The organism is Vibrio sp. Y10_XG_PY6 (genome assembly GCF_024181795.1).
GTDB lineage: Bacteria > Pseudomonadota > Gammaproteobacteria > Enterobacterales > Vibrionaceae > Vibrio > Vibrio diabolicus.
The window spans coordinates 67330-92636 of sequence record NZ_JAMZAQ010000005.1 but is presented as its reverse complement, the minus strand read 5'-3'; the positions used below and the strand labels follow the sequence as shown (position 1 = coordinate 92636).

At 45.5% G+C, this 25307-nt stretch carries 20 protein-coding genes and 3 tRNA genes; 4 read left to right on the top strand and 19 right to left on the bottom strand.

Translation table 11 applies throughout. The features are described 5' to 3' along the window. Positions 1-31 precede the first annotated feature (31 nt). Positions 32-2986 (bottom strand): ExeM/NucH family extracellular endonuclease, encoded by a 2955-nt coding sequence (locus NL644_RS20980; protein ID WP_253658753.1) that lies wholly within the window; start codon positions 2984-2986, stop codon positions 32-34. 546 nt (positions 2987-3532) lie between these two features. Here NL644_RS20980 and NL644_RS20975 point away from each other — a divergent pair. Continuing rightward, on the top strand, positions 3533-3907 hold the full coding sequence (locus NL644_RS20975) for a hypothetical protein (RefSeq protein ID WP_012841336.1): 375 nt from the start codon (positions 3533-3535) through the stop codon (positions 3905-3907). A 55-nt stretch (positions 3908-3962) separates the two neighbouring features. Here the strand turns inward: NL644_RS20975 and trpS are convergent, their stop codons facing one another. The 5 genes from trpS to nsrR form a co-directional block, all read right to left on the bottom strand. Continuing rightward, on the bottom strand, positions 3963-4979 hold the full coding sequence (trpS, locus tag NL644_RS20970; RefSeq protein WP_005395367.1) for a tryptophan--tRNA ligase: 1017 nt from the start codon (positions 4977-4979) through the stop codon (positions 3963-3965). 115 nt (positions 4980-5094) lie between these two features. Continuing rightward, positions 5095-5781 (bottom strand): phosphoglycolate phosphatase, encoded by a 687-nt coding sequence (locus tag NL644_RS20965; protein ID WP_005395368.1) that lies wholly within the window; start codon positions 5779-5781, stop codon positions 5095-5097. 99 nt (positions 5782-5880) lie between these two features. Beyond that, complete coding sequence (gene rlmB / locus NL644_RS20960; protein ID WP_005395369.1) at positions 5881-6627, bottom strand: 23S rRNA (guanosine(2251)-2'-O)-methyltransferase RlmB; 747 nt, start codon at positions 6625-6627, stop codon at positions 5881-5883. Positions 6628-6697: 70 nt separating this feature from the next. Next, on the bottom strand, positions 6698-9202 hold the full coding sequence (gene rnr / locus NL644_RS20955) for a ribonuclease R (protein WP_114324012.1): 2505 nt from the start codon (positions 9200-9202) through the stop codon (positions 6698-6700). Positions 9203-9317: 115 nt separating this feature from the next. Then, the gene (nsrR, locus tag NL644_RS20950) at positions 9318-9743 is read right to left on the bottom strand and encodes a nitric oxide-sensing transcriptional repressor NsrR (protein WP_005387939.1); all 426 of its coding nucleotides are present in this window, start codon (positions 9741-9743) and stop codon (positions 9318-9320) included. Positions 9744-9900: 157 nt separating this feature from the next. Between nsrR and hmpA the strand changes: the two genes are divergently transcribed. Then, on the top strand, positions 9901-11085 hold the full coding sequence (gene hmpA, locus NL644_RS20945; protein WP_005395371.1) for an NO-inducible flavohemoprotein: 1185 nt from the start codon (positions 9901-9903) through the stop codon (positions 11083-11085). Between the two features lie 84 nt (positions 11086-11169). Here the strand turns inward: hmpA and NL644_RS20940 are convergent, their stop codons facing one another. Together NL644_RS20940 and NL644_RS20935 are read right to left on the bottom strand one after the other, a co-directional pair. After that, positions 11170-11805 (bottom strand): tetratricopeptide repeat protein, encoded by a 636-nt coding sequence (locus NL644_RS20940; protein ID WP_005387944.1) that lies wholly within the window; start codon positions 11803-11805, stop codon positions 11170-11172. Positions 11806-12024: 219 nt separating this feature from the next. Continuing rightward, on the bottom strand, positions 12025-13341 hold the full coding sequence (locus NL644_RS20935) for an adenylosuccinate synthase (RefSeq protein WP_005395372.1): 1317 nt from the start codon (positions 13339-13341) through the stop codon (positions 12025-12027). Between the two features lie 172 nt (positions 13342-13513). On the opposite strand from NL644_RS20935, the gene NL644_RS20930 reads away from it, so the two are divergent. Then, a complete protein-coding gene (locus NL644_RS20930) occupies positions 13514-13699 on the top strand; it encodes a DUF2065 domain-containing protein (RefSeq protein ID WP_005381383.1) in 186 nt (61 codons plus the stop codon). Between the two features lie 62 nt (positions 13700-13761). Here the strand turns inward: NL644_RS20930 and hflC are convergent, their stop codons facing one another. From hflC to tsaE, 8 genes are all read right to left on the bottom strand, one after another. Beyond that, positions 13762-14742, bottom strand: coding sequence for a protease modulator HflC (gene hflC, locus NL644_RS20925; protein ID WP_005395373.1), 981 nt, complete (start codon positions 14740-14742; stop codon positions 13762-13764). A 2-nt stretch (positions 14743-14744) separates the two neighbouring features. Then, positions 14745-15950 carry an FtsH protease activity modulator HflK gene (hflK, locus tag NL644_RS20920; protein ID WP_005395374.1) on the bottom strand — a complete coding sequence of 402 codons (1206 nt, stop codon included), beginning with the start codon at positions 15948-15950 and terminating at the stop codon, positions 14745-14747. Between the two features lie 45 nt (positions 15951-15995). Then, positions 15996-17285: a ribosome rescue GTPase HflX gene (gene hflX, locus NL644_RS20915; protein ID WP_005381380.1), complete on the bottom strand. Its 1290-nt coding sequence runs from the start codon at positions 17283-17285 to the stop codon at positions 15996-15998. Positions 17286-17323: 38 nt separating this feature from the next. Continuing rightward, positions 17324-17587: an RNA chaperone Hfq gene (gene hfq / locus NL644_RS20910; protein WP_005381379.1), complete on the bottom strand. Its 264-nt coding sequence runs from the start codon at positions 17585-17587 to the stop codon at positions 17324-17326. A gap of 193 nt (positions 17588-17780) precedes the next feature. After that, the gene (gene miaA, locus NL644_RS20905) at positions 17781-18713 is read right to left on the bottom strand and encodes a tRNA (adenosine(37)-N6)-dimethylallyltransferase MiaA (RefSeq protein ID WP_005395375.1); all 933 of its coding nucleotides are present in this window, start codon (positions 18711-18713) and stop codon (positions 17781-17783) included. Continuing rightward, on the bottom strand, positions 18710-20722 hold the full coding sequence (gene mutL / locus NL644_RS20900) for a DNA mismatch repair endonuclease MutL (protein WP_253658752.1): 2013 nt from the start codon (positions 20720-20722) through the stop codon (positions 18710-18712). The genes miaA and mutL overlap by 4 nt, the downstream gene beginning before the upstream one ends. An 18-nt stretch (positions 20723-20740) precedes the next feature. Further along, complete coding sequence (locus NL644_RS20895) at positions 20741-22456, bottom strand: LysM peptidoglycan-binding domain-containing protein (RefSeq protein ID WP_085344841.1); 1716 nt, start codon at positions 22454-22456, stop codon at positions 20741-20743. Next, positions 22450-22914, bottom strand: coding sequence for a tRNA (adenosine(37)-N6)-threonylcarbamoyltransferase complex ATPase subunit type 1 TsaE (gene tsaE, locus NL644_RS20890; protein ID WP_005395381.1), 465 nt, complete (start codon positions 22912-22914; stop codon positions 22450-22452). The genes NL644_RS20895 and tsaE overlap by 7 nt, the downstream gene beginning before the upstream one ends. A 277-nt stretch (positions 22915-23191) precedes the next feature. Here tsaE and queG point away from each other — a divergent pair, with 277 nt between their 5' ends. Next, entirely contained in the window at positions 23192-24319 is a 1128-nt protein-coding gene (queG, locus tag NL644_RS20885; RefSeq protein WP_047010427.1) for a tRNA epoxyqueuosine(34) reductase QueG, read from the top strand. A 619-nt stretch (positions 24320-24938) separates the two neighbouring features. Here the strand turns inward: queG and NL644_RS20880 are convergent. The 3 genes from NL644_RS20880 to NL644_RS20870 all read right to left on the bottom strand — a co-directional run bounded on the left by NL644_RS20880 (position 24939) and on the right by NL644_RS20870 (position 25261). Then, positions 24939-25015 (bottom strand) — tRNA-Met (locus NL644_RS20880). A gap of 59 nt (positions 25016-25074) precedes the next feature. Next, positions 25075-25150, bottom strand: a tRNA-Gly gene (locus tag NL644_RS20875). A 35-nt stretch (positions 25151-25185) separates the two neighbouring features. Further along, positions 25186-25261: transfer RNA gene (locus NL644_RS20870), tRNA-Gly, on the bottom strand. Between the last annotated feature and the right edge of the window lie 46 nt (positions 25262-25307).

Here is a 25307-nt window from a genome sequence, read left to right as displayed (position 1 = left end):
TCTTTACAGCTGTATTTTAAGAGATAAAGGCTTAGTTGCGGCGACGTACTAAGCCAAGTCCAAGCATCGCGAGTAGCGCGCCAAAACCAAACGAACCACCATCTGAGTCCTTCGAACCTTCTGCACCCGTTTCAGTTTGCGTCATTGAGACATCACGAACAGCGCTAAACTTAACCACGTTACCTGTCGAGTCTGTCACTTTCTCTTCTAACTGGTAATTACCTTGTTCTGGCGCTTGTTCAAACTCAATATTCACGCTGCGTGCGTCAATGTCAGTTTGAGTCAAGGTTTGGCTAGCCGAGTAAACTTTTGCATCACTGCTTGTCGCGGCCGCTTGTGTGGATGCTGTTAAGTTCACTGTCACAATATCGCCCGCAACCGCAGTTGGTGGTAGACGTACATCAATCGCTAAGTTTTCACCCGCTTTCGGTAAATCGATATCATCATCTGGCAAATCAATAGCAATAATCACTGGATCATGATCAGACGCTGAGAACGCATCTTTGTACTTCGGCATGTCACCCGTGTATTTGCTGCTGTATTCAAACAAGTTACTTTCTAGGGAGTTGATGTGCCAATCTTCAATCGCCACCACTTTTTGCGCTAAACTGCTGCTTGCCAATGCATGGTCCAAGTTCCCCAACTCGCCTGAATAGGTGTACGAGAACGTATCAGCGCCATGCAGCAAGGTGTTTAAATTGTGCAGACCGTAGCCTTTTTCAATCTTGGTTTTCTCTACTTGAAGCTCACCGCCACCAATGGTTGTGTAAGCGGCAGTGTAGATATCACGGCCGTATTTCTCTTTTGAGTAATCAGTGAGGGTAAGTAACGGATCTTCTTTGCCGTAAGCGTTCAAATCGCCCATGACGAGCACATCGCCATCAATATCTTTCAGCGCTTCACCAACGACTTTCGCAGCAGAAACACGGAAGTTGTTGCAGTTACCTTGCAGATCCGCGGGTTCTGAGTCTTCTACACCAGCAATCCACTCTTCAATACATTCAGAACCTTTCGATTTAAAGTGGTTCACGACCACTGAAAGATCTTCGCCAGTCTCTTTCACTGTGAAGGTTTGTAATAAGCTATGGCGTTGATATTTGTCGTATGCAGGGTTACTTTCAGTGCCCTCTTTACGAGTAATGGTGTTCTCTGCAATATGTTGCTCTGGCGTCACAATGACTTTTGCTGCTTCTTTTGGTGTTACTGCGTTAGCACGATATAAGATCGCAACCATGATCGCATCACTGCCAAAGTATTCCTCTTGGTATTTGTCTTGCTCTTCGATTTCGACATACGTGTAATGATCTTCCACGTCATCAATCTCAGCGTTTAAAGCATCAACCAAGTTTTGGATAGCACTGCCATCACCAAAGCCGTTGTTTTCTACTTCCATCAAGCCAATGATGTCCGCGTCCATCTTATTCATTGCTGAAACGATTTTCGCTTGCTGGATCAAGAACTCATCAAGGTTTGTCGCGCCACGATTTTGCCCGGTTGGGTTGTCGTGACCGCTGTCAGCAACCGAAGTGAAGTAGTTAAGAACGTTAAAGCTCGCCACTCGTAAATCAGAATCTGCAATGGCTGGCGCCGCTTTACGCGCAACGTCAAAGTCATCACCTGACGTGACAAAGTTGCTGCTATCAACTTCATTGGTCGCAATTAGGCGGTACTCGTTGTAGCTGTAATTCACTACACCTTGCAGGCCTTCGACACGAGAGCCTAGGCGAATGTGCTGCTCAGAAGAGCCATTTTGGTCAAGATCTTTTGCAAACGTTGGGAAATATGGGATTTGACCATTTGGCGCTTTGCTATCCGATTCCAAGTAAATACGGTTGGCCGCATTCTCTTTGGCAAGGGCAACCGCAGCGTCACTCTCTGCTGCATGCAATTGAGTCGGCTTAAACAACGGTGCTTCATGAGATAGCATCATGTTGTTGCGTCGAGAGTCATAATCGTAAGAAAAGTTACGAGTAACGAAAAGTTCGCTAGCCGAGCTGAGCTCAACTTGCATACCTTCATGACGCTCTAGTGCATCACGTAGTGTTTCCCCTTCCTTAATCGTTAACGGAGTAACCAAAGAGGCATTGGATGTGCCTGTTTTTATATAACTGTTTGCATCAGAAGAAAGCTGAGTGTTGCTGTAATACTCTTGTACTTTCCCTTTCACACAAACAACATCACCGGCTTTCAGCTCTGTATCGGCAACATCGGTGTGAATAAACAAACCTTCAGATGTCTTGTCGTTGCCATCATTCTCAAGTGCTTGCAGGTAGAAGCCTTTAGTTAAGCCTGTTGTTACCGCACTGACCACACCAGTTACGAAGTGATCTTCGGTCGTGATGTAAGGGTAACCATCAATAAATGGAGAAGAAGCACCTTCACCTTGAATCTCTTGGATGGTGGTAAAGGCTGGTTCTTGTCCATCTACTTCACAAGCAAATGGCGCAGGTGGCTCAGTTGTATTTAATTCCCCTAAACCATCAATATTATCTTTAGGTAAGGCTGTCCACTGAGTGGATTGGTAGGTATTTGAAGGTGTAAGCGCATCACTGTTACGAACTAACGTGGTGTCTTTAGCGAAATCCACGTCCCCCATCACACCTAATATATCGTGCACTTCCCCATCTTTAAGAAGTGCCAAAGGATCGTCGCCGTTAAAGTTCGCTACATTTTTATCAGTGTAATCCGCAACCGCCTTTATTGCTTCGCTCGCATCGCCATGAGCAAGCACATACACTTGCTTCGCTTGTAACGTTACGTCACTAAGATCAAGAGTGCTGCCCCACGAGCCGCCACCATTCGAAGATTTTGCTAATTCATAGCCTGTGAGTGTCACCGCAGTATCACCTGTATTGGCGATCTCGACCGCTTTATTATAAGCGCCGCCTTCCACATACTGGGAAATAATAATCTCTGCGTTCGCGTTTGCGCTAAGTGCACTGGCGATGGTTAGTGCGAGTATTGAGGGTTTGATTAACGTGTCCATTGTCATACCTGATATTTATGTAAATGCAAACTTAGCTCTGATCAGAGCCTACCATTTGCGTCTACTATCAGGTTTATTTATGAAATAAATAAGAATGAGCAATTAAAGCCGTGAAATGAATCACATGTGAATGTAAGAAAATATGCCAGAACATCCCATTCAAACATTTTTTGTAATAAATACAGGACGCTATTGATAAACAAATCAAAATTTAGATTAATTACTCAGTTTATTTTTTCACTTCATGTTAAGGAGTAGAAAATACATCGCTCGTGAAGTGGCTTATTAACCAAGCTCACTTTGTTATAAATGAAAATATAATTAATCACTAATTTAGAAAGCTTTGATTTTCATTTTTATAGCCATGTCTAAACTTAAGTCACCTATTATTCGCTTGGCTTTTTCTTACACATGACCCTTATACTTCAAAATTTTCATCATTTGCTCAATAACTTCTCCTTATTCACTAGCCAAATTCATACACAAAAGATATAACACCTGCGCGAGACATTAAGATCTCATTAGCAGTAAACCCAGGAACGATAAATGAAAAAAATTCAACGCAGTGCGCTAGCTCTCTTCTTACTTGGCTTGATAACGGGATGTCAATTGACCGCCAGTGAGCCACTTCAACCTACCGCGAATCAAAACATCATCGAATCAGCCAAAAATGAGCTGGATGGAATTGAAGAGTTAGAGGTCAGTGACGAGGGTGTTATTACTTTTACCCAGCGTCTAAGAACACCAGGAACCTACTGGATCCCAGCAAGAATTAAAGAACTTAGCTACGATATATCATGCGTGCAGCTCAGTTACTTCATTGATAGAGGCATGGTGGTGAAGTCCGCCTTTTTAGGTGCTCGAGGACGTGTTGAATATTACGATATGGAACGTTGCATGAAAGACACGCCATTCCAGTAAAAAGTATAAAAAAAGCTCCACCAACGTGGAGCTTTTTGTAATCTATTCTTAGCGACTATGGGCGAGCGACAAAGCCTACCGCTTTGTATGCTTTCTTCAGCGTTTCAGCAGCGCGAGCCGATGCTTTTTCTGCACCTTGCTGCATTACCTCATCCATGTAAGCACGATCAGCGCGAATACGATGGTATTCTGCTTGAATTGGCTCCAGCATTGCTACAACCGCCTCGCCAACATCTTTCTTAAATGGACCATACATTTCTACGCCTTTGTACTTGGCTTCGATATCTTCAAAGCTCATTCCTGTCGCCGCAGAGTAAAGTCCCATTAGGTTCGCGATACCCGCTTTGTTCTCGATATCATGGCGAATGCTTGGTGGGGTTTCGGTGTCTGTTTGCGCCTTGTTGATCTTCTTGATGATCGACTTTGGCTCTTCAAGCAGAGTAATCACGTTCTTACGGTTATCATCTGACTTCGACATTTTCTTCGTCGCGTCTTGAAGACTCATCACACGTGCATTGACTGTTGGAATGTACGGCTCAGGAACGGTAAAAATCGGACTCTCTGGTGAGTAGATGTTGTTAAAACGCGTTGCGATATCACGTGCTAACTCAAGATGCTGTTTCTGGTCGCTACCAACTGGCACTTGGTGTGCGCCGTAAAGCAAAATATCTGCTGCCATCAACACAGGGTAATCAAACAGCCCCACGTTTACGTCATTCGCGTAACGTGCCGATTTGTCTTTAAACTGAGTCATACGGCTCAGCTCACCCATTTGCGTGTAACAGTTAAGAAGCCAACCAAGTTGAGCATGCTCTGGTACGTGTGACTGAACAAATAGCGTGCTCTTCTTCGGATCAACACCAACTGCCAGACAAATTGCCAGTGCATCTAATGTCGCTTCATGCAGTGCTTTAGGATCCTGACGAACCGTAATCGCATGAAGGTCTACTACACAGTATTGGCAATCATAATCGTCTTGCATCTGCTGCCATTGACGTAGAGCACCCAAGTAGTTACCGATACTTAGTTCACCTGACGGTTGAACACCACTCAATACAATGGGTTTGCTCATTAGAATGATTCCTTTGACTTCTTAATCTAATTAAAATGAAAAACCGTGCGGCTTTTAGCGCACGGTTTACTCAGTGTACTCATTAACAAGTATTTTGGAAGATCTTTTGTTGCCGTTATGCAGAAACAGCGACGACTTCCAGTAATTCCGCGAGGCGGTTCGCCACTACGTCAGGGTTCGAAGCCGAAATGGGCTCGCCGTGGTTATAACCGTAAGTTAAACCAAATGAAGCACAACCCGCATTTTTCGCCGCCAAGATATCGTTTTTCGAATCCCCAACCATCAGCATCTCTGCTGGTTTTACCTGGTGCTTTTCCATTAGCCAGTTCAGCGCCACCGGGTTTGGTTTTTTCTCTGGAAACGCGTCACCACCTAATACGTCTACGAAGTACTTGGCGATGTCATGCTGCTCTAGAATTTCTGGTACGAATTTCGAGGGCTTGTTCGTCACAATCGCCATCGTAAAACCAGCTTGGTGTAGCTCTTCAAGCGTCTCTTTTACTGTTGGGTAAAGGTGACTTAGCTTATGGCCGCTTTGCTTGTAGTATTCATCAAACAGCTCACGCGCTTTAGCACGCAGCTCATCACTCAAATCACTGCTGATGGTCATGCTTTGGCTTAATGCACGTCCAATCAATATATCTGCACCATTACCAACGTAATCACGCACCTGCTCTTCTGATACAGAAGGATAGCCTAACGCCTGAACTGCTTGATCGGCCGCTACGGCAAGATCTGGCACGCTATCAAGCAGTGTTCCATCCAGATCAAAAGCAATCAATTTAATATCTTGTTGGGTCATAAATTCCCTAGCTAAAATAACACAGGATGGTTCCCCATCCTGTGTGCTTAATCTTGATGTCACTCAGTGTCACACTCAGCGACGCTTAGTGTGCTCGCCTTATTTTTGGGCAGCCAAACGCTGACGAACCGCTTCAAACAAACAGATACCAGAAGCCACTGATACGTTCAAGCTTGATACACTGCCCGCCATAGGGATCTTAATTAAATCATCGCAGGTTTCGCGAGTAAGACGACGCATACCATCACCTTCAGCACCCATCACGATAGCAAGAGGACCAGTGAGCTTAGCTTGATAAATGTCGTGCGTAGCTTCACCAGCCGTACCCACAAACCAAATCCCTTTTTCCTGTAGCGTACGCATTGTACGTGCAAGGTTGGTTACACGAATCAAAGGCACAACCTCTGCAGCGCCACATGCTACTTTACTTACCGTTGCATTCATTGGTGCAGAACGATCTTTCGGTACGATGATCGCCGCAGCGCCTGCCGCATCTGCGTTACGCAAACACGCACCAAGGTTGTGCGGGTCCGTCACACCATCCAGCACTAACAGTAGCGGTGATTCATGCTGAGCTAAGATGTCATCAATGTCGTTCTCGTTCAGCTGTTTTGCTGGTTTTACGCGAGCAATGATGCCTTGGTGATTTGCACCACGCGCTTTATCATCCAGAGTTTTACGCGTCATTTGTTGAATAGAGACACCACAAACCTGAAGATCATTTAGGATTGGCATCAGGCGATCATCTTGACGACCTTTTAAAACGTATGCCTCGATAAAACGCTCTGGTTCGCGCTCCAATACCGCTTTCACTGCGTGAATGCCGTAGATAAATTCGTTACTCATTGTTTAACCTGTTGTTCGGGTCGTATTGCCTGCGCCAGCCGAGTTTGAACTGAGCTGGCGCTTCAGCCTACTACGCTTCTTTTTTAGTGCGCTTGGTTTTCTTCGGCTTACTGTGTGGCTTTTTTTTACGTGCTTTTTTCACTTTAGGCTTCTTTTTGCCTTCGGCGTCATCACGTTTGGGGCCATTACGCTTACTCACTGCGCCCGTTTCTTCTGGACGCTTAGTTGGCTCTATCGCAGGAACTGCGCGAGGCGCGCCACCTTCTTTCGATGAAGAGCGAGTCGCAGCGCGTTTTTTATCTTTCGCTTTGCGTTTTGCTTCCGCTGCGCGTTTCTTCGCAGTCTTACCTTCACCGCGTAGCTTACGACTTGTTTCGACCAATTCAAAGTCAATTTGCTTATCATCGAGGTTAACAGCCAGTACTTTTACTTTTACTGCATCACCTAAGCGATAGATGTTACCGAAACTTTCACCAATAAGTCGTTGACCAATCGGGTCAAATTGATAGTAGTCGTTCGCAAGGGTAGAAATATGCACCAAACCATCGATGTGCAAATCCGTTAAACGTACAAAGAAGCCAAAGCTAGTGACATTAGCAATCACGCCGTCTAGTTCGTCACCGACGTGGTCTTGCATGTATTCACACTTCAACCAATCCGCAACATCACGTGTTGCATCATCAGCACGGCGCTCTGTCATCGAACATTGTTCGCCGTAAAAATCCATGTCGTCAAACGAGTAATGGTAGCCACCCGTTGGTGTCCAGCGATCTTGATTACGACCTTCTTCTTTCGCAATCAGATACTTGATTGCACGGTGAAGTAACAAGTCAGGGTAACGACGAATTGGCGACGTAAAGTGCGCATAGCGTTTCAGTGCCAATCCAAAGTGCCCCGCGTTATCTGCGTTGTATACCGCTTGCTTCATTGAGCGTAGCAGCATGGTCTGAATCAACTCTTGATCTTGACGCCCAGAGATTTGACGCGCGAGATCAGCATAGTCCGTTGGTGAAGGCTCTAAACCACCTTTTAGCTCAAGACCAAGTTCACTTAAGAAGTCTCGGAAACCTTGCAGGCGTAATTCACCTGGAGATTCGTGGATACGATAAAGCGCAGGCTCTTTCGCTTTTTCTACCAGCGATGCCGAAGCAATGTTGGCTAAAATCATACATTCTTCGATGATCTTGTGCGCGTCATTACGAATCACTGGCTCAATGCTTTCGATTTTACGTTCCGCATTGAAGATAAACTTGGTTTCAATGGTTTCAAATTCGATTGCACCGCGTTGATCTCGTGCTTCTTTCAGCACTTTGTACATCTTGTGCAGCTCTTCTAGATGAGAAACAAGCGGCTGGTAACGCTCACGTAGTTCCTCATCTCCTTCTAAAATCGCGCTCACTTTGCTGTAAGTGAGGCGAGCGTGCGAGTTCATCACCGCCTCGTAATGCTTGTAACCAGACAGCTTACCAGTATCGGAAATGGTCATTTCGCACACCATACACAAGCGATCAACTTGTGGGTTAAGTGAACACAAACCATTTGATAGCACTTCCGGTAGCATTGGCACTACTTGCGATGGGAAGTACACCGAGTTACCACGGTTGATGGCTTCTTTATCCAGCGCAGAGTCAGGGCGAACGTAGTAACTGACGTCAGCAATCGCTACCCATAAACGCCAACCACCTTCTTTGTTCTTCTCACAGTAAACAGCATCATCAAAGTCTCGCGCGTCTTCGCCGTCAATGGTCACAAGTGGTAACTCACGTAGATCCACACGACCAACTTTGGCTTCTTCTGGTACTTCTTCGCCTAAGTTTTCGATTTGTTTATCGACGGCCTCTGGCCACTCGTGAGGAATTTGGTGTGTACGAATCGCAATTTGCGTTTCCATACCTGGTGCCATATTTTCACCAAGTACTTCAACCACTTTACCCATCATGCCACGTGAGCGTGAGCCACGATCAGTAATTTCAATCACGACCACGTTACCCATGCGTGCACCCGCTTTGTGCTCATTTGGGATCAAAATATCTTGGCTGATACGCGAGTCATCAGGGACAACATAGGAATAACCATATTCGAGGAAGAAACGACCGACGATTTGATCATTACGCTCCTCTAACACTCGAACCAAGCGCCCTTCACGACGACCGCGCTTGCTGTTGTCTGTAGGTTGCACTAAAACAAAGTCACCGTGGATGATGTTCTTCATTTGATGGTGCGGTAACAGAATATCATCATCCTTGCCGACGCTGCCTTCTGGACGCACCCAACCGTGGCCATCACGATGACCAATCACGTAACCTTTCACCATTTCAAGTTTTTCAGGCAATGCGTAGCACTGACGGCGGGTAAACACCAGTTGACCATCTCGCTCCATCGCACGTAGCCGACGACGCAACCCTTCGTATTGCTCTTCGCCCTCAAGCTTTAGTGCCTCAAACAAGTCGTTGCGATTCATTGGAACGCCCGCTTGTTCTAGAAACTCGATGATAAACTCTCGGCTTGGAATTGGATTTTCGTAATTTTTGGATTCACGATCTGCAAAAGGATCGTTTGGAATATTGTCTGACATAGGCACGCCTATCTAGCAAGGAAGGTATATGGCTAGTATATCTGAGTCTCTCGATAAGCTACAGAATTGCTTTGAAAAAAGAATGATCGAGATCGACTCTAGACGTGCAAATGAGTTAAGGACGAGCCAGTAAGATCAACAACTCAGAATTGTCGCTCAACAAGGATTCGATCGTGCAATCATCCAGCTCCGCCAAAAAGGCACTTTTTGCTTTTGCCAATTTATCTTTGAGGCGACAGGCAGGGGTAATATGGCAAAAATCTACGCCGCAATTGACCAAATCTAACGGCTCTAAATCTCGCACGACACCACCTACTGTGATTTCAGAAGCAGGTTTCATCAGCCGAATACCACCGTTTTTTCCACGCACGGTGTGGACATAGCCTAGTTGCCCTAAACGGTTGATAACTTTGACCATATGGTTACGTGACACACCAAATAAATCCGTCACTTCAGTGATATTAGTTAACTCATCTTCCGGCAACGAAGCCAAGAAAATTAAGGTTCTCAACGCATAATCAGTAAAGCTCGTTAACTGCATATTCTCTCCCAAAGTGCGATTCAATAACTCGCTGGTGACACTAAAACGCCAAACTTGAGCTATCGATAAAAGTGTAAATCTTTTCTTGATCGAAAGATACATTTGAGATACAACTTTAAACATGCATTATAAATACAACTTAAAGTAGGAAGCCCATATGCTCAGCAATCAAACCATCGAGATCGTCAAAGCGACCGCACCACTTATCGCCGAAACGGGACCAAAACTGACCGCGCACTTTTACGAACGTATGTTTACTCATAACCCAGAGTTGAAAGATATTTTTAATATGAGTAACCAGCGTAACGGCGATCAGCGTGAAGCGCTATTCAACGCCATCTGCGCCTATGCTGCCAATATTGAAAATTTGCCAGCTCTACTTGGCGCAGTAGAAAAAATTGCGCATAAACACACGAGCTTTTTGATCACAGAAGATCAGTACCAAATCGTTGGTAAACATCTACTTGCGACGATTGATGAGTTATTTAATCCAGGTCAAGAAGTGTTGGATGCTTGGGCTGAGGCTTACGGCGTACTTGCGAATGTATTTATTCAGCGCGAAGAACAAATTTACCAACAAAATGAAGCTTTGGAAGGCGGCTGGCGCGGTCTACGCGAATTTGAATTAGTCGATAAACAAATCGAGAGCGAACACATTTGCAGCTTTGTGTTCAAGCCAACCGATGGCCAAAAAGTGGCACCGTATAAACCGGGACAATATCTTGGCATCTATATCAACAGTGACCAGTTAGAAAACCAAGAAATTCGCCAATATAGCCTATCTTCTGCGGTCCAAGAGAACACTTACCGTATCTCGGTAAAACGTGAAGAAGGCGGAAAAGTATCGAACTTCCTGCACGATAGCCTGAACATTGGCGAAAAAGTGCAGCTTGCCGCCCCTGCCGGTGATTTCTTTATGGATGCCGAACCACAAACACCCGTTGTTCTAATTTCTGCAGGTGTAGGACTTACGCCAACGCTGTCCATGCTAGAAAGTCTCTCAGCACATCAAGCACCTGTAACTTGGGTTCATGCAACAGAAAATGGTCAACAGCATGCTTTCAAGCAACACGTGAACCAACTAGTCGCGGCGAAAGAAAACATGAACGCGCTCGTTTGGTATAACCACCCAACGGCAGAAGACAAGCTAGGTGAAGACTTCCACTTCACGGGTTTTGTCAATCTGTATGAAATTGAAGCCGCATTAAAGCAAGATAACGTGCAGGTGTACTTCTGTGGCCCTGTCGGGTTCATGCAGCACGTAGCGAAACAACTATTAGAACTTGGCGTACCACAAGAGCAATTCCATTACGAATGCTTCGGTCCACACAAAGTCGTTTAATCGCTCAAGATTACTCTTCGGGAAAACAACAAAGCCCACATTATGTGGGCTTTGTTGTATGAAGTTGTTTGCCTTGATAGGACGTTACCAAAAGGTGTCTCGCCGTTTAGCTCGAGCAATAACATTTTGTGGCATGCGCTGCTCGAGGCCATTTCTCAATACAGTGATGCGCTTATGCTGCCGCTTATCTGCTGTGACAGAGTTATATAGCCAACGATACGCATCTTCGTAATCAAGTGGGCTGCCGTAATCACGCAGGAGTAATTCGGCTAAATGAATACGCGCATTTAGGTTTCCCATTGAGGCGGCTTCTCGCAAGTAAGGAATCGCTCGCTCTTTATCTTGCTGCACTAAAGTGCCACGCGAATAGTATCGACCAATCTGCTCTAGCGCGGCAGGTAATCCTTGATGTGCTGCATTTTCGATGTAGTAAAGACCCAGTTCGACATCTTGCTCAACACACACACCCCAAGCCAACATATCTCCGTATAGAAATTCATAAGCGGGTAAGTTAATTCGAGTCGCACGAGCAACGATATCCTCCACCAGCTGGCAGTTATCAGCGCGCACACGTTGTAAGTGCTTATTTTGCTCAATAAGCTTTATCAGCTCTGCTTCGGTGTAGATAGGAACTGGCGCCCCCACATCAGCAACATTGGCTTTCGCTGTGGTAGCTACCAAGGTCAATAACAGTGAAGCAGCCACTGTTCGTAACTTCATAAACGTACTCTTTAAGGTATCTAAGAAACCAAAGATCGATGAAGGATCTCCTCTGCTTGATAACCTTATCGGCAAAAGCCAGTTAAGCTTTAGACAATTTTTGCCTCTGACTTAGACTCAGCGGCAAAAATTTGCCATATGAGAATCACTGCCGTTTTTTGTTCAGATACAAAAAAGCCGACCAGAAGGTCGGCTTTTGCAATCTTTAACGACTATCAATTAAGCTTCGAATGGATGAACCTTAATGATAGTTTCGTTACGGTCAGGACCTGTTGAAATGATATCTACAGGCACACCTGTTAGCTCTTCAATACGCTTGATGTAGTTAAGAGCCGCTTGTGGTAGATCTTCTAGCGCTTTAGCACCGAATGTGTTCTCAGACCAACCAGGCATAGTTTCGTAGATTGGCGTCGCTTTTTCGAATGCTTCAGCAGCCATCGGAGAAACTTCTAGCACAGAGCCATCTTCCATCTTGTAACCAGTACAGATTTTTAGCTCTTCTAGACCATCTAGTACGTCTAGTTTAGTTAGACAAAAACCAGATACAGAGTTGATTTGAATTGCACGACGCATAGCAACAGCATCGAACCAACCAGTACGACGTAGACGACCAGTTGTCGCACCGAACTCGTGGCCAACTTCACCTAAATGCTTACCAATTGGATCTTGCTTATCTAGACCGTCGTATAGTTCAGTCGGGAATGGACCTGCACCAACGCGAGTACAGTACGCTTTCGCGATACCCAAGATGTAACCGATGTGACGAGGACCAAAACCTGAACCTGCAGCAACACCACCAGCAGTCGTGTTAGAAGACGTTACGTATGGGTAAGTACCGTGGTCGATATCAAGTAGCGTACCTTGTGCACCTTCGAACATGATCTTATCGCCGCGCTTACGTGCTGCGTCTAGTTCGTCAGTTACGTCGATAACCATTGAAGTAAGTAGCTCTGCGTAGCCTTTTGCTTCTTCAAGCACAGCTTCGTAGCTTACTGGTTCCGCTTTGTAGAAGTTAACGAGTTGGAAGTTATGGAACTCCATGACTTCTTTTAGCTTCTCAGCGAACGATTCCATATCGAATAGGTCGCCAACGCGTAGACCGCGACGAGCAACTTTATCTTCGTATGCTGGACCGATACCACGACCTGTTGTACCGATAGCTTTTTTACCGCGAGCGATTTCGCGAGCTTGGTCCATTGCAACGTGGTAAGGAAGAATTAGCGGACATGCTTCAGAAATGAAAAGACGCTCGCGTACTGGAATACCGCGCTCTTCAAGAGGTTTCATTTCTTTAAGTAGAGCTTCAGGTGATAGTACAACACCGTTACCGATAACACATTTTACGTTATCGCGAAGGATACCTGATGGAATTAAGTGAAGAACGGTTTTTTCACCGTCAATTACGAGAGTATGACCTGCGTTGTGACCGCCTTGGTAGCGTACCACGTATTTTGCATCTTCAGTTAAAAGGTCTACGATTTTACCTTTACCTTCGTCACCCCATTGGGTGCCTAGAACGACTACGTTATTTCCCATCTTTCCAAGTCTGATTGCTAGTTAAAAATGGATTCTAGCACCGAATCACGCTTCTTGCAGTCATTTTTTGTTCACAGAGTTGCTACCAGAATGTCATCTTGCTGCTTTGCTCATTTTGAAATCAGCATATCACTGATAGTATTTAGTTTTCTTTATTCGACTGGAAAGCGGTATGTCTGAATCCATATGGTTGGCGATTGGGCTCGTCTTGATCGTGGAAGGCATTGGACCACTCATTGCTCCAAACGGTTGGCGGAATATGGTGGCTCAATTAAGTGAACAGCCCAACAATCAGCTACGACGCATCGGTGGCTGCCTAGTAGTTGCTGGAGCCGTAATCGCCATAATGATGAGCTAGCACTTAACATCAGATACAAAAAAGGCTCCCTAAGGAGCCTTTTGTTTCATTTGACGCTGAGATTATTTCTCCATACCGCCCTTCGACTGGTTCATGTATTGGAAGAACTCACTCTTCGGATCAAGTACCAGGATATCGCTCTTAGAGCTGAAGGACTTCTCATACGCACGTAGCGAACGTAGGAAGCTAAAGAATTCAGGGTCTTTGTTGTATGCTTCAGCATAAATCTTCGCTGCTTCTGCATCCGCTTCACCTCGTGTTACACGAGCAGTCTTATCAGCTTCAGCTAGAATGGTTGCCACTTCTAGCTCAGCTTGAGCACGAATAACTTCCGCTTTCTCACGACCTTGAGAACGGTGCTTACGAGCTACAGACTCACGCTCTGCACGCATACGACGGTAGATAGACTCACTGATTTCATCAGGCAGGTTGATTTTCTTCATGCGGAAATCAACAACACGAACACCCAAGTCTTTCATCGCGCTTTCACGCGTGTCTTTCAACACTTCAGACATAATTAGGTCACGTTCACCATCAATCTCAAGCGCTTCACGTGCCGCTTCAGTTGCGACAACATCTGCACTTGCATCTTCTGGTAGTACATCATCGTTACGTGGACCAGATACAATCTGTTTGATTTCACGAGCACCGATTTCAGAACGAAGCACATCCGTTACTTTACGCTCAAGTAGTGCCTCCGCCGTTAGCGAATTACCACCGCCTGTCGCTAGGTAGTAACGACCAAAGTCTTCAATACGCCACTTCACGTAGGTATCAATAATAACGTCTTTTTTCTCAGACGTTACGAAACGGTCTGCACGGCCATCCATCGTTTGGATACGTGCATCAAGTTGTTTCACACGGTCAAACAGAGGCATCTTGAAATGCAAACCAGGCTCGTAAATTCGAGTGATGTCGTTGTTGTCTTTAAGAACACGACCAAATCGAACCACGATACCGCGCTCACCTTCAGGAATCACAAACAGAGACATCAACATTAATGCCAGTGCGATTACCAATACAGGGATCATTAACTTACGCATTCTTAGTATCTCCCTTGACGTGAACCTGTTGAACGAGACTGCGTGTTCGAAGTGTCTTCTTGTGTACGCTCAGACTCCAGTTGAATTTGATCGTAGGTTGAAGATGACTTCGATTTACGTTTTGTGTCTGCCTGACCTTCTTGGCCCGCCAACTTATCGATTGGAAGGTACAGAAGATTGCCGCTTGATTCCGAGTCAATCAACACTTTCGAAGTGCTTGAGTACACCTCTTCCATTGCGTCAATGTACAGACGGTCACGCGTTACACCTGGTGCCGCTTGGTATTCTGGTAGTAGTTTTTCGAACTGTGCTACCTGACCAAGAGCCTCGTTAGTGACACGCTCATTGTAACCTTGTGCTTCTTTCTTCAAACGTTCAGCACGACCCGTTGCCTTCGGCAAGATTTCGTTCTTGTATGCTTCAGCTTCACGGATGAAACGCTCTTCATCCTCACGAGCTGCGATTGCATCATCAAACGCATCTTTCACTTGCTCTGGTGGACGCGCAGACTGGAAGTTTACGTCAACAAGTACCAGACCCATATCATAGCTATCAATGATTTGGTTCAGTGTTTCTTGCGTAGTTTGACGAATTTGCTGACGACCACTGGTTAGAATGCTATCCATCAATGAGTCACCAATTACTGCACGTAGTGCAGAATCCGTTGCTTGACGCAAGCTGTCGTCTGCATTGGTTACACGGTACAAGTATTTGTATGGGTCAGTCACTCGGTACTGAACATCCATCGCGACTGTTACGACGTTTTCGTCTTTAGTCAGCATTAGACCAGATGCACGTAGTGAACGAATCGCTTGTACGTTTACCGCTTCGTATTCATCAATAAAACGAGGGCGCCAGTTAAGGCCTGGGTCTACGATACGATCGTATTTACCTAAACGCAGCACAACACCACGCTCTGCTTCACCGATGGTGTAAAAACCAGCGAAGAACCAAACTGCAACAGCAATAAGAGCAATCACGCCAAAGCCAATTGCACTACCACCACCGCCGCCGATTGGAGAACCACCGCCGCCTTTTTTACCAAACTTGCCACCCAGTTTTTGACTCAGTTTATTGAACACTTCATCTAAATCTGGCGGACCTTGATCTCGGCCACCAGGACGCTGGCCACCACGATTATTATTACCCCAAGGGTCATTATCGCGGCCATTGTTGCCGTTGTTATTTCCAGGCTCATTCCACGCCATTAGAAAGCTCCATCATTTGATATGACGTTATACTGTAGCAGTCCTTTAAGTGACTATAAAGCCAGTCAAAACTGCCCCTTCTCTTTTTTCAAGTCTAGACCAATCTACTTGCTGCATTCGAATATCGATCAACAAGTTACCATCCTGGTCATATTCCTCACGTTGAATACACTTCATTTGGAAGAAGGTACTACGGAATCGTCCTTGATACTGTGGAGGAATTCGCAACTGATGCTCGACCATTTGTGACGCCAGACGTTCCGTCAGTGCCTCAAACAGGACATCAATGCCCAACCCATCCATTGCTGAAACCCAAACTGCGCGAGGTACGCCTTCCTCGTCTCGTTCTATACGTGGTTTCTGCGAATCTAGATTGTCGATTTTGTTCATGACAACCAGAGTCGGCACTTCATGTGCATCGATCTCTTCTAGTACTTCATGAACAGCTTGAATATTCTCACGAAAACGCTCATCACTGGCATCAACAACATGTAACAAAATGTCAGCTTCTTGCGTTTCCTGCAAGGTTGCCTTGAAGGCCGCAACCAAGTCGTGAGGCAAATGTCGAATAAAACCAACCGTGTCAGCCAAAATGGCAGGCCCAACATCTGCTAACTCTATCTTACGTAAAGTCGGGTCCAAAGTAGCAAATAGTTGATCAGCGGCATACACGCCAGCTTCTGTAATACGGTTGAAGAGTGTCGACTTACCCGCGTTGGTGTAACCCACGAGTGAAACCGTTGGGATTTCAGCTCGATTTCGGGCGCGGCGCCCTTGTTCACGCTGCTTCGCTACTTTGTCTAAGCGTCGCAGGATGGCTTTGATTCTGTCACGCAATAAGCGACGGTCGGTTTCCAGCTGGGTTTCACCCGGGCCACGTAAACCAATCCCCCCTTTCTGCCTTTCAAGGTGCGTCCAACCACGAATCAAACGAGTAGAGATATGACGAAGTTGAGCCAGCTCTACCTGTAGCTTACCTTCGTGTGTTCGAGCTCGTTGAGCAAAGATATCGAGAATAAGACCAGTGCGGTCGAGAACTCGACATTGGCACAGTGCTTCGAGGTTACGTTCTTGGGCAGGAGAGAGGGCGTGATTAAAAATCACAATTTCGGCACCTGTCGACTGTACCGCAGTAGCAATCTCTTGGGCCTTACCCTCTCCGACATAGTATTTCGGGTGTGGGGATTGACGACTACCAGTTACCACTTGTAGCGCCTCTACCCCAGCAGAAGAAACCAGCATTTCGAACTCAGCCAGATCTTCCCATTCACCTTCTTGCGTGAAGTTGATATGAACAAGTACGGCTCGCTCACCGGATTCATAACGGTCAAACAAGCAATCAACTCCTTATTTTAAAAATACTCGATGAAGAATTAATCTTCTGATTTCTCTTGTGGACGCTCACCTTGTGGACGTTCACCGCTGTGATGGCTCACTGGACGAGCCGGCACAACTGTTGAGATCGCGTGCTTGTACACCATTTGGTTAACAGTATTCTTCAGCAGGATCACAAATTGATCGAACGATTCGATCTGACCTTGTAGTTTAATACCATTCACAAGGTAGATAGATACCGGGATACGCTCACGACGTAGCGCGTTTAGAAATGGGTCTTGTAGAGATTGCCCCTTAGCCATTTTATTTTCCTTATTTAATTTGTAGTTGTAATTATTTAGCTAGTGGTGCAATGCAAAAGATACTGCTTTTGCATCTGAGCTAAACGAATCAAAAATGCACTCTAAGTAATTAGCAGCATAGTATAAAAACCGCCAACAACAGATCCTTTGAGAGTGCGTTCACGCAAAAACGATCACATTATACACAGCTATGTCAATCAGATGCTATTGCTTCCGACATCGTTTCTAATGCCTGTTCAATGTTCTCGCTATCCAACCAAGTTAAGTCATCCCAGCTGCGTAACCAGGTGATTTGACGCTTGGCCAATTGACGAGTCGCGCATACGCCACGAAATACAGCTTCGTCACGTGTACACTCCCCATCTAAATACTCCCACATCTGTCGGTAACCGACGCATCGTATGGAAGGAAGATCGGGGTGAAGATCTTTTCGCGAATGTAGCGCTTTCATTTCTTCTTCAAAGCCCGCTTCCATCATCTTTTCGAAACGAAGTTCAATTCGACGGTGAAGTTCTGCCCTATCCTTGGGAGCTATTGCAAACTGCTTGACTCGGTATGGCAGGCTTTCACCTTTCGTTTGAGTCAATTCAGTCAAAGTTTTACCTGAAATACGAAAAACTTCCAATGCCCGAGATAAACGTTGGGGATCATTGGGATGGATTCTCGCTGCTGATACAGGATCAACCTCTTTGAGTTCATCGTGCAACACTGACCAACCTTTAGTCAATGCTTCTTGTTCAATTTGCTGACGAATTTCAGGATTTGCAGCAGGAAGTGGGGATAAACCTTCAAGTAGCGCCTTATAATACAGCATTGTCCCACCCACTAAGAGTGGAATTTTTCCTTCTGCAACAATATCATCCATCGCTTTCAATGCATCACGACGAAAGTCGGCTACAGAGTAAGATTCGCTCGGATCCAAAATATCAATCAAGCGATGAGGCGCTAAACTTAACTCTTTTTCATCCGGTTTCGCCGTACCGATATCCATCCCTTTATAGATCAAAGCAGAATCAACACTGATGATCTCAACCGGGAACTTTTGACGAAGACGAATCGCCAACTCAGTTTTGCCTGATGCTGTTGGCCCCATTAAAAATAGCGCCAAAGGTAGTTTATCTGTCATGGTTTTAATTTGGCTATCGTGGCAGAGAAATCAACAGCGGATACGAATTTTGTATCTTCTAATGGCAATTGACCATCTCTTAGCTGTTCAAGTTCCGCAATAATTTGAATTGCTTCAGAAAAAGTATAGTGACTCTTCACTGTCGTGACCTGCAATGCGAGCCAATCTATCAACTCAGACAGCATCTGAGCCGTTGCTATACCTTCCTTCACACAAGATTGCGCGTAAGATAACAGATCTGGTACTAGATTTTGTAAGTTTTGTTGACGTAGCGGCGCGGGAACGCCCATCACCATTAAGGCTTGCTCATTTCTCGCTTTCAATTGAATGCCAAGTAACGCCAAATCTTGTTGATAATCTTGAGCCAGCTTCACTAACTCGGCCTCTAACTTAATAGATAGAGGAACGAGTAAAGGCTGTGCTTTAAGCGCGCCATCGCTTGGAGTGAGCTGCCCTTTTACACGATAAAATTCCGCTCTAGGTAACGAGACTAACGCCGCCCCACTGTCACTGCTCATCAAAACAAATTGCTCATCGACCATCACTAGCGCTTTGCCTAATGCACTAATCGATGGAAGTGATGCATGCGAAGTTGCCTTTTGGGGCACTATCGGCGTTACGGGTTGAGACTCAAACTCTGGCGTTTTCAACAGCTCGTGATAAGCGCGTACTTCTTGTTTAGTTGGCGCTGGTTCTACGTGGCGCTCTTTACTGTGACTTGGCTTTGGTGCGGGTTTGGATTCCACCCAATCAGTACGCTTGAACGAGTCCGCAACGCGAGCTTCTCGCACGGAAGTATCCCTAGGACTGCGATCGCGAGGTTTGACTTCATAATCACTGCGTCCAGGATAAGCCGGTGCACTTTCTATCGCTTGATAAACACGCTCTGGAACTGGTGAAGGTGTCGGCCTTTGCACTGTTTCAGGCTCAGGCGAATGCTCAACCTCTTCGGACTCAGTCGGTTCCACACGATGAAATGCGGATTCATTAACCTGTGGTTTATCAATCACGGCGCTTTGCGCAAGTGCATCCGCCAAAGCTTGATAGATGAAATCATGCACTAAGCGAGCTTGGTGGAAACGCACTTCATGCTTAGCAGGGTGGACATTCACATCTACCTGGTGCGGGTCTAACTCAATAAAGAGCACATAGGCAGCGAACTGATCTGGCTTTAAGCTCATTTCATAGCTTTGACGAATCGCGTGATTGATTAATTTGTCACGCATCATTCGGCCATTCACATAGCAATACTGTAAATCGCTTTGCTGCCTTGCTCCTTCTGGTGTGGTGATCCAACCATGTAGCTTTAACCCTTGATGCTCAAGCTCGATTCTGAGCATGTGTCGAACAAACGCGTTACCGCAGACAGCTGCAATACGTTTTTCGGTTTGAAGCTGATTTTTCGCCGCACGATATTGACGAATGATCTTGCCGTTATGGCGCACATTGATGGTGACATCAAAGCGACTTAACGCAATGCGTTTCAATAACTCATCAATATGAGCAAATTCGGTTTTCTCCGTACGCAGAAATTTGCGACGCGCGGGAGTATTAAAAAATAAATCCAACACCTCAACAGTCGTACCAATCGGGTGCGCTGCAGGCTTAAGCTTCACCTGCATATCACGCCCTTCGGAGTAGGCACTCCAGGCTTCTTCTTGTGCCGCAGGACGCGATGTGAGCGTCAAACGCGAGACTGAGCTAATACTGGCTAACGCTTCTCCGCGAAAACCTAGACTCATGATGGCTTCAAGATCATCCAAGGTATGTATCTTAGATGTAGCATGACGACTGAGCGCTAAGCCGAGTTCATCTTTCGCGATACCTTTGCCGTTATCACGAACACGAATCAGCTTTGCGCCTCCTTTCTCGATATCGATATCGATTCGAGTTGCGCCAGAATCAAGACTATTTTCAACCAGTTCTTTAATCACAGAGGCGGGTCTTTCGACCACTTCCCCTGCTGCGATTTGGTTTGCAAGTCTAGCTGGCAAAATTTTAATCGTCATAATGAGTTAAAAGCTCACCTACTTGTTTGGAATGATAAGAACTTGCCCAACCGCCAGCTGATCAGAGCGTAAGTTGTTCGCTTTACGAATGCTCGAAACGCTGACGCCGTATTTGGACGCTATTTTACCAAGGTATTCACCTCGAGAAACTTTGTGCTTACGGATCGGCTTATCTTTAACAGCGACGGTTATCTTCAACTTTTGTCCTACCCACAAGGTATCTGACTTCAAGTTGTTCTCACGGCGGATATCTGAAACCTTCACTTTATAGTGACTCGCGATCTTACCTAAGAACTCACCTGACTTAACCTTGTGAATAATGGTTTCTGTCTCAACAGTAATCGGTTTACTTGGCACTTTAATCGTGCCAGCAGAAGGGATTTTGAGCTTCTGACCAATTGCCAACCCAGTCGACTTCAAGTTGTTTGCCGACATCAGCGCTTTAGAGCTAAGCCCATATTTATTCGCAATCACCGATAACGACTCGCCACGTTTTACGGTATGCACCATTGGCTTCGCTGAAGGCGAGAATACCGTACCCTCTGGTGGATTATCTTTTAAGTACTTAACGACCGCCTTGGTGATCGCCTGAGCTAACTTATCTTGGTGCGCTCGTTGAAACAGCAACCGCTCTTCTGTTGGGTTAGAAATAAAGCCCGTTTCCACTAATACAGACGGAATCTGCGGAGAGCGTAAAACAGCAAGGCTAGTATTAATCGGCTTGGTGTTATGCAGGTGCGCAACACGCCCCATCTCACCAAGGATTTCTGTTGCCAGCTTATACCCTTCTTTTTGTGAATGACTAAACTGCAAGTCCAACAAAGTTTGGTTCACGTTACGATCTTTGGTTTTAGTGAAGAACGCATTACCCGAACCACCTAATATTTCAGATTGTTTCTCATGGTTCTCAACCCAGCGAGCAATTTCAGTATTTGCACGACGGGTATTCAGCACGAAAACCGAACCTCCGCGAGGCTTCGGTGATGTAAACGCATCAGCGTGAATGGAAATCAGTAAGTGCGCATCATTTTCACGGGCAATGGCTACACGACGGTTTAGATTCACAAAGTAATCTCCGGTACGTGTCATACGCGTTTTAATCCCAGGCGTAGCATCGAGCTGAGCAGCAATTTTTCTTGAGATACTCAATACCGCGTCTTTCTCGTACTTACGGCGTGAAGGGCCAATAGAGCCAGGATCTTCACCACCGTGACCAGGGTCGATAACGATCAAGACTTCTTGAGCTCGTTGTACTGAACTCATGTCTTTACTGGTCGCCGCTGGCTTGCTCGGTTTAGAGGCTGAAGTCGATGCTTTCTTACCGTGCGGCAGGTCAATCACCAAACGGTGACCATATTGCCCGCCAGGTGTTGGGCTTAATTTAAACAATTCCGCTTGAACGCTCTTTTTCAGTTCAAACACCAAACGATAGGTGCCCTTCTCTGGCGGAGAGCTTTTTCGAACTAGCTTTAAAACCGGGCTGTCCGTAACAGTAACAGGCAGTTTGGCCTGCATGGTCGTGCTTTTTAAATCCACGACAAGACGATCCGGTCCGGATAAAGAGAAATAGGAATAGTCAGCTTCCGAGCCTAAATCGATGACAACACGCGTTTCATCAGGAGAAGGCCAAACTCGAAAACTCTTAACGACGTTAGCAAATGCTAAATTGGGGATGAGAAGGAGAAAAGTGGCGACAAACGTCGCCACTACTCTAAAATTTGAAAAACTCAACATAGCTCCAATCGACTGAGTAACTGCACACCATAATCATTATTAGCTGTTAGTTCGGCTACACGCTGCTCACCTTGGTAGCGAATGTTCACATCAAGATCCGGTTGTGGCAACAAACCATGCCCTTTTTCAGGCCATTCAACCAAGCAAATTGCATCATCTGTGAAGTAATCTCGAATCCCCATGAACTCAAGCTCTTCAGGATCCGCAAGACGATAAAGATCGAAATGGTACACTTGCCACTGATCCAACTGATACGGTTCGACTAGAGTATAAGTTGGGCTTTTCACGTTACCTTGATGGCCAAGAGCACGGACAAAACCACGACTAAAGGTTGTTTTACCTGCACCCAAATCACCATGCAGATAAATTGTGGTTTGTTGCGAACAAAGGTGAGCCAGAGCGGTACCTAGTGCAACCGTTTCGTGCTCATCTTTTAAATTGAATTGTTTCGTGCTCATTGATGCTTCTCTAACTAATGATCGTTGACTATATAAAAATCAAAAGAACAGGAATAGTAAACCGTGTTGGTTTTGAGAGACAAGCTTTCAAATGTCATATGTGCGAAAAAAGTATCCATGGAACGGTATCTTAATCACCTTAGTATCGACCTAGATTTAGAATATATGCAAATGACTTCAATAAGCAGTATTCACAGCATCAAAAACGTCCATAACTGGGTAGCACCAAAGCCAGAGATCCGTTAAGATCCGCCCCCCTTTTATTCCGGTGGTTAGCATGAACTACGAACAACTCGCACAACAAATCAAAATTTGGGGAAAAGAGCTCGGCTTCCAAAAAGTTGGGATCTGCGACGTTGATCTGAGTGAGCATGAAGCCGCACTGCAAAAATGGCTCGATGCAGGCTATCACGGCTCAATGGACTGGATGGCTCGTCACGGTATGATGCGAGCTAGACCCAATGAGCTACTCCCGGGAACCGTTCGTGTGATCAGCGTTCGGATGGACTACCTACCACCAGAAGCACAATTCGCTTCGAACCTAGCAAATAAAAATCATGCCTATATTAGTCGCTATGCATTAGGGCGTGATTATCACAAGCTCGTCAGAAAACAACTGAATAAACTTGGCAAACTTATTGAACAAGAAGTTGGTCAGTATGGTTACCGACCTTTCGTCGACTCCGCACCAATATTGGAGCGACCACTCGCCCAAAAAGCAGGCTTAGGCTGGACAGGGAAACATTCCCTGATTTTAGATCAGGACTGTGGCTCGTGGTTCTTTTTAGGCGAGTTACTTATCGACTTGCCACTTCCCGTTGACGAGCCAAGCGTTGACCAGTGCGGTAAATGCAAAGCATGTATTACCTCATGCCCAACACAAGCCATCGTTGAAGACAAAGTTGTCGATGCTAGACGCTGCATCTCTTACCTCACCATCGAGTTCGATGGCGTGATCCCTGAAGAGTTTCGCAAGCCAGTGGGTAACCGCATTTATGGCTGTGACGACTGCCAATTGGTTTGTCCATGGAATCGCTACGCCGACATAACGGAGCAGAGTGATTTCCATCGTCGCGATAGTTTCAAAAACCCGGATCTCGTTGACATGTTTAACTGGGATGAAGCGACTTTTCTAAAAAATATGGAAGGCTCCGCTATTCGTCGCATTGGTCATATACAGTGGCTGCGTAATATTGCTGTCGCACTTGGTAATGCAGAATACAGTCAACGAGTCATTGATGCGTTAGAAAGTCGACAAGGTGAAAATAAATTACTTGATGAACACATAAAATGGGCTTTGGCCGAGCAACTAAATCAACTCCCCATTGAGAATAAAGCATCTACAGAGACGAAAAAGCAGCGCTTAATAAGAATAGTCGAGAAGGGGCTACCAAGAGACGCATAGTGCGTAGTCTATATGCAAGAGATTGAAAGCACTTTTACATGTTCAATTCATGACCTTGTTCTCAATTTTGTAATGTGGAAAAAAATTTGAGATTCAAGAAAAACAAGCTAGCAGAAAAAAGTTAAACACAGCTTGGAGAAATGACTAGGATCAAAAAAATACCAGTTAATGATCGTATTTTAACGTATCCGATCCGACAAAAAACTTATTTTTATCTTAATTAACAAAGACTTAATCAATATTTCGTTATTATTTCGACTTTCCTTCAGCGAAAAGATCTTTCTTCTCCATCGCAAAAAGTCAAGCTAAAAACACTTTATCAACTAACTTATCCACAGAACGACGTATGTGGATAACTCTGTTAATTAAAGTAGATAAAACATGCAGAACCTCATCATGCTTGTACGCCAGCCGATTCATATCGTGTTTTAAACACAAACGAAATCGTCCGACATCATATGATGCGGATAAAATTTAGTTTTTGGGGATTCATGCTTCGCAGCATTATGAAAAGAGCGATGTGATTGGTTGCGAGAAGCAGGAATTGAATCAAGCGGCGCATCCGTCGACGACTTAGGATTGTGCTAATAAATAAGCATTCAATCTATCGTCTTGTATTTGGTTGCGGGGGCCGGATTTGAACCGACGACCTTCGGGTTATGAGCCCGACGAGCTACCAAGCTGCTCCACCCCGCGTCCGAGTGCTTCATCTTTGTTGATGATGAAGGCTTTGCTTTCATTTATAAAAAAGAAACTGGAGCGACACACGAGGTTCGAACTCGTGACCTCAACCTTGGCAAGGTTGCGCTCTACCAACTGAGCTAGTGTCGCTTTTGTCACCGTTAAGCACGATGAAGGCTATATATTGGAGCGACACACGAGGTTCGAACTCGTGACCTCAACCTTGGCAAGGTTGCGCTCTACCAACTGAGCTAGTGTCGCATATTAACAGCAGTCGCTATTAATGGAATTTGGTTGCGGGGGCCGG

What these genes read in the sequence shown, in the direction of transcription:
- NL644_RS20980 (WP_253658753.1), bottom strand. Translation starts at nt 2,986, where the DNA reads ATGGACACGTTAATCAAACCCTCAATACTCGCACTAACCATCGCCAGT.
- NL644_RS20975 (WP_012841336.1), top strand. Translation starts at nt 3,533, where the DNA reads ATGAAAAAAATTCAACGCAGTGCGCTAGCTCTCTTCTTACTTGGCTTG.
- trpS (WP_005395367.1), bottom strand. Translation starts at nt 4,979, where the DNA reads ATGAGCAAACCCATTGTATTGAGTGGTGTTCAACCGTCAGGTGAACTA.
- NL644_RS20965 (WP_005395368.1), bottom strand. Translation starts at nt 5,781, where the DNA reads ATGACCCAACAAGATATTAAATTGATTGCTTTTGATCTGGATGGAACA.
- rlmB (WP_005395369.1), bottom strand. Translation starts at nt 6,627, where the DNA reads ATGAGTAACGAATTTATCTACGGCATTCACGCAGTGAAAGCGGTATTG.
- rnr (WP_114324012.1), bottom strand. Translation starts at nt 9,202, where the DNA reads ATGTCAGACAATATTCCAAACGATCCTTTTGCAGATCGTGAATCCAAA.
- nsrR (WP_005387939.1), bottom strand. Translation starts at nt 9,743, where the DNA reads ATGCAGTTAACGAGCTTTACTGATTATGCGTTGAGAACCTTAATTTTC.
- hmpA (WP_005395371.1), top strand. Translation starts at nt 9,901, where the DNA reads ATGCTCAGCAATCAAACCATCGAGATCGTCAAAGCGACCGCACCACTT.
- NL644_RS20940 (WP_005387944.1), bottom strand. Translation starts at nt 11,805, where the DNA reads ATGAAGTTACGAACAGTGGCTGCTTCACTGTTATTGACCTTGGTAGCT.
- NL644_RS20935 (WP_005395372.1), bottom strand. Translation starts at nt 13,341, where the DNA reads ATGGGAAATAACGTAGTCGTTCTAGGCACCCAATGGGGTGACGAAGGT.
- NL644_RS20930 (WP_005381383.1), top strand. Translation starts at nt 13,514, where the DNA reads ATGTCTGAATCCATATGGTTGGCGATTGGGCTCGTCTTGATCGTGGAA.
- hflC (WP_005395373.1), bottom strand. Translation starts at nt 14,742, where the DNA reads ATGCGTAAGTTAATGATCCCTGTATTGGTAATCGCACTGGCATTAATG.
- hflK (WP_005395374.1), bottom strand. Translation starts at nt 15,950, where the DNA reads ATGGCGTGGAATGAGCCTGGAAATAACAACGGCAACAATGGCCGCGAT.
- hfq (WP_005381379.1), bottom strand. Translation starts at nt 17,587, where the DNA reads ATGGCTAAGGGGCAATCTCTACAAGACCCATTTCTAAACGCGCTACGT.
- miaA (WP_005395375.1), bottom strand. Translation starts at nt 18,713, where the DNA reads ATGACAGATAAACTACCTTTGGCGCTATTTTTAATGGGGCCAACAGCA.
- mutL (WP_253658752.1), bottom strand. Translation starts at nt 20,722, where the DNA reads ATGACGATTAAAATTTTGCCAGCTAGACTTGCAAACCAAATCGCAGCA.
- NL644_RS20895 (WP_085344841.1), bottom strand. Translation starts at nt 22,456, where the DNA reads ATGTTGAGTTTTTCAAATTTTAGAGTAGTGGCGACGTTTGTCGCCACT.
- tsaE (WP_005395381.1), bottom strand. Translation starts at nt 22,914, where the DNA reads ATGAGCACGAAACAATTCAATTTAAAAGATGAGCACGAAACGGTTGCA.
- queG (WP_047010427.1), top strand. Translation starts at nt 23,192, where the DNA reads ATGAACTACGAACAACTCGCACAACAAATCAAAATTTGGGGAAAAGAG.